This window comes from Piscirickettsia litoralis, assembly GCF_001720395.1.
Classification (GTDB): Bacteria; Pseudomonadota; Gammaproteobacteria; order Piscirickettsiales; family Piscirickettsiaceae; genus Piscirickettsia; species Piscirickettsia litoralis.
The window spans coordinates 120,205-124,455 of record NZ_MDTU01000001.1 but is presented as its reverse complement, the minus strand read 5'-3'; the positions used below and the strand labels follow the sequence as shown (position 1 = coordinate 124,455).

General features: G+C 38.8%; 5 protein-coding genes. 1 reads left to right on the top strand and 4 read right to left on the bottom strand.

What is annotated here, in order from left to right; genetic code table 11:
* Positions 1–28 precede the first annotated feature (28 nt).
* Both BGC07_RS00565 and BGC07_RS00560 read right to left on the bottom strand, forming a co-directional pair.
* Complete coding sequence (locus tag BGC07_RS00565) at positions 29–808, bottom strand: glucose 1-dehydrogenase (RefSeq protein WP_201258079.1); 780 nt, start codon at positions 806–808, stop codon at positions 29–31.
* Positions 809–880: 72 nt separating this feature from the next.
* Positions 881–1,528 carry a gamma-glutamyl-gamma-aminobutyrate hydrolase family protein gene (locus tag BGC07_RS00560; RefSeq protein WP_158006809.1) on the bottom strand — a complete coding sequence of 216 codons (648 nt, stop codon included), beginning with the start codon at positions 1,526–1,528 and terminating at the stop codon, positions 881–883.
* Positions 1,529–1,719: 191 nt separating this feature from the next.
* Between BGC07_RS00560 and BGC07_RS00555 the strand changes: the two genes are divergently transcribed.
* The gene (locus BGC07_RS00555) at positions 1,720–2,286 is read left to right on the top strand and encodes a transglycosylase SLT domain-containing protein (protein WP_235602805.1); all 567 of its coding nucleotides are present in this window, start codon (positions 1,720–1,722) and stop codon (positions 2,284–2,286) included.
* On the opposite strand, the gene BGC07_RS21050 is transcribed toward BGC07_RS00555, so the two are convergent.
* Together BGC07_RS21050 and BGC07_RS21045 are read right to left on the bottom strand one after the other, a co-directional pair.
* On the bottom strand, positions 2,283–3,062 hold the full coding sequence (locus BGC07_RS21050) for a glutamine synthetase family protein (RefSeq protein ID WP_201258078.1): 780 nt from the start codon (positions 3,060–3,062) through the stop codon (positions 2,283–2,285). The genes BGC07_RS00555 and BGC07_RS21050 overlap by 4 nt on opposite strands.
* Positions 3,022–3,675: a type I glutamate--ammonia ligase gene (locus BGC07_RS21045; protein WP_201258077.1), complete on the bottom strand. Its 654-nt coding sequence runs from the start codon at positions 3,673–3,675 to the stop codon at positions 3,022–3,024. Before BGC07_RS21045 ends, BGC07_RS21050 begins: the two co-directional genes overlap by 41 nt.
* Between the last annotated feature and the right edge of the window lie 576 nt (positions 3,676–4,251).

The window sequence follows — 4,251 nt, the reverse complement described above, 5'->3', positions numbered from 1 at the left end:
AAACACACTCTCAGTTCAATAAGGCTGACTACTCTGCAGTAACATAGGCAGCCGTCAATCCGCCATCGACCGTTAAAGAACTCCCAGTCATATAGGACGAAAGGTCAGAAGCTAAAAATAATGCGGCTTTAGCAATTTCATCAGCCCGACCAAAACGCCCCATCGGCAGGTGTACAAGGCGGCGCTGCTTTTTCTCTTCTGTGTCCAAAAACTTCATTAGCAACTTAGTGTGTAACGGCCCTGGGCAAAGTGCATTAATACGGATATTTTCCTTAGCATGCAAAACTGCTAATTCACGTGTCATTGCAAGCACCCCACCTTTACTTGCCGTATAAGCGAGTTGTGGCGTTGCCGCTCCCATCAAAGCAACAAATGAAGCGGTATTAATAATCGCACCGCCACCGGCTCGGCGCAATGCAGGAATACCATATTTACACCCAAGAAAAACCCCTTTTAAATTAATATTCATTGTATAATCCCAGGTTTTCTCATCTGTTGAGATAGCATCATCATCACCAGCACACATCACTCCAGCATTGTTAAATAAAATCGTTAACTTACCATACATATCTTCTGCCGCATTGATCATTTCCTCACAGTGATTTGCTTGAGCAACATCAGCATAAACATAATTTGCCTGTCCACCTTGCCCTTTTACCTCCTCAACAACCTCTTGTCCTGTACTATCATTCACATCAGCGACCACAACGCTTGCACCCTCTTTGGCGAATAGTAAGACAGTTTCTCGACCAATGCCACTGCCCCCGCCTGTAATTAAGGCCACCTGATTTTTTAACATCACCATCATAAACTCCTTCTTTTATAAATTACTTTAGCGTTAAACTGATTTAATAGTCTTCAACAGGCTTTGATAAACTGATCAAATAACTTTTGCTGTATAGGGTCTATTTTTTGCATTGAGTTCTGGATGCCACTGCACGCCAAGAAACCAGGGATAATTTGGCATTTCTATCGCCTCTATTACACCATCTGTTGCTCGTGCACTCACAGTAAGCGAGCCCCCAAGTATTTTAATCGCTTGATGATGCCAAGACAGCACTGTGATTTTTTCATTTAAAGTAATATTATTTAATAAACTATCTGTCTCAATGACCACTTCGTGCTTAATTGGCTCTGGAGGAATATTCGTTGTGCGATGATTGATCACATTAAGAACTTCATCGGGTAAATGACCATATAAAGCTCCTCCTTTAACTGCATTAACAACCTGCATACCTCGACAAATAGCAAATACAGGCAGCTTTTTTTCAAATGCATATTTTACTAAGGCAAACTCACTTTGATCACGTTCATCATCGACAAGATAATTCTCTGAGTGTGAGTTTCCACCATATTGCGTCCCAAGATCACCGCCTCCAACCAAGATTAAGCCATCAATTCCCTTTAATTGTGATTGTGCATCATCATCCCCAGGGGCAACCAGGCAGGCCACCGCACCAGCACGCCGTACTGCATCAACATAGTCTGCCGGTATGCAAAAATTCCCTTCATTATCACGTCCATACATTGTAATGCCTACACATACCTTCCTCACTTCGACCCTCATCCTTTAGATTCGCTCCACTACTTTGACCTCATTATACATACGCTATGTGAATCAAGCAGCTTTGTAAATAATTTTACATGCGCATAGTTCCCAATAGAATGTCAATACGCTATATTAACTAGAGCATTACTAAGATAAATAGGGATATTTTCTTGTTTATTAAAAATATTAAAAGCCTTAAATTTGATTTATCATTACTTATAACAAGTATTTGCTTTGCTTTCATAGTACTCACACTTCAAACCAACTTTGCTGCAGGTAAAACGAAAGCTAAGCTAGAGGATATTTGCTGGATCTTTCAGCACCAGCCAAACTGGAAAAGAAGCGCTTATAAAGCAAGTAATCGCTGGAAAATACCTGTTAATATTCTGATGGCTACGATCTATCAAGAGTCGCGGTTTCGCTCAAATGTAAAAGCGAAGACTTCCAGTGCCTATGGTTTTGCTCAAGCGGTTGATAGCATCTGGGCACAGTATAAAAAGTCTCGGCATATTCCTCACGCCAACCGTAGAAACTTTAATGACTCTATCGACTTCATTGGCTGGTATTTTGATAAAGTCATTAAACGCTATAAAGTCAGCCCACATAACACTCAGCAACTTTATCTTTATTACCAACTTGGCCTATATCATCGTCATGCCCCAGTATCTTCAAAAAAAATTGCAAGCAAAGTCGCCCACCTCGCCACTCAATATAGAAAGCAGCTTGATCAGTGCTAAATTTGCTCAAAATATCGACGTTTTTCCCAATCTGTTACCGCTTGTTGATAGGCTTTAATTTCTAGTTCAAAAAAGTGATGATAATACTCCATTACATCTTGACCAAAAGTTTCACGTGCAAAACGACTCTTTGCAAATAAAGCTAAAGCCTCATCGAGCGTAAGTGGTAGCTTTTCTACATGGTCACTACTCGTTGCTGTATAAGCATTGCCTCGAAACGGTTCAGTTAACTCTATCCTATTTTTAATTCCATCTAAACCTGAAGCAATCGCTGCGGCAAAGGCCAAATAAGGATTGCAATCTGCCCCAGGAATACGGCACTCAATACGCAAACTCTCCCCTTCACCAACAATGCGAAATCCAGCGGTACGATTATCCGGACTCCAAGCCAAGCTTGTTGGTGCCCAAGAGGCATCTTGATAACGCTTATAAGAATTAACGGTCGGTGCATAAAATACCATCAATTCAGGAAAATACTTCATCCAGCCGGCTAAAAACCAACAAAATTCATCAGAACACTTTATTCCTGCAATCGTTTTATTTCCAGCAAAGCAATTATTATTGCCCTGCCATAAACTAATATGCAAATGACAACCAGAACCCGCCTGATCACTGGCATATTTAGCCATAAAAGTCACACTCCAACCAATCTGCTCAGCCGTCTCTTTTAAGCACTGTTTAAAAATACAATGATGATCTGCCATCGTTAAAATATTCTCATAGCGAATGTTTAATTCATGTTGGCCATGCCCCCACTCCCCTTTCGAGTTTTTCAACAGCAATGCCTGATTGTTTTAAATGCTGCCTTGCTGCGCCGTTTAACTTTTCTTCCCGACTCCCCTGCAAAACGTGATAATCCTCAATATACCACCCGATTTCAGCAAGGTCCTGATAGTTTTTCTTTGCCGCATCTTTATAGCTTTGTTCAAAAATATAATACTCTAGCTCAGAAGCCGCTTTAAGGTTAAACCCCAATGCTTTTGCTTTTTCCACTTGCTTAGTTAAAACAGACCGCGGGGCTAGGTTGACTTTTTCCTGCTGCCGTTCATCAGCATAGACATCACATATCACTAAAGCTGTTTTATCAAGCCAACTTGCAAGACGTAATGTTAATAGGTCTGGAACTAAAACAAAGTCACCATAGCCTTTTTGCCAGTTAGCATAATCATAGCCTGGCATTGGATTCATTTGCATGTCAGTCGTTAACAAGTAATTACACGCACCAACACCTTTTTCTAAAGCGCTCTCCAGAAAAAAATCAACATCTAAGCGCTTTCCCAAAAAACGTCCATATTGATCAGTAAACACAACTAACACGGTGTTAACTTCATTATTTGTTGCTTGAGCTTTTAATTGCTCAAGAGTCAGCATTCCTGATTGCTTTGGCATCTTAACATATACCCTTATACTATATTCACTACGATTATCAACTAAAGTCTAGTTACCACCCTAACATTGATTCAGGCATAAAATCTATGATTTATAAACTCAATGATCGCATGCAGCCTATTAATCACTAAGATATAATTCGATTTAAGATTTAAAAGTAATTTAGACATTTAGCCATATCTCACGCCGAAACCATTTATCTATTTGTCTACAATGTAGCCATTGTGATGTTATTAAATTTGATGGAAACACATAAAAGTGAGATACTAGTCACACTTAAATCGAAACTTTCATTTACCCTTTACTATACGCAATACTTAACCTTGAAAACTCTAACCAGGAATTTAGTCCATAAAAGTATTTATTTTTTAAAATTCCTCTTAAGAAAAAATCAAATAATATACTACTATAACTTAATATGAAGTTAAGGTTATTAAGTTATGGTGAAGTTTATAGGTGAATATAAAATTAGCATGGATTAATAACAATTTAATATGAATAAACTTATTATTATAGGATTTCCTTTAATCTTAATTTCAGGAATAGCTAACGCTCACTCAAATAAAACTAGCTTTG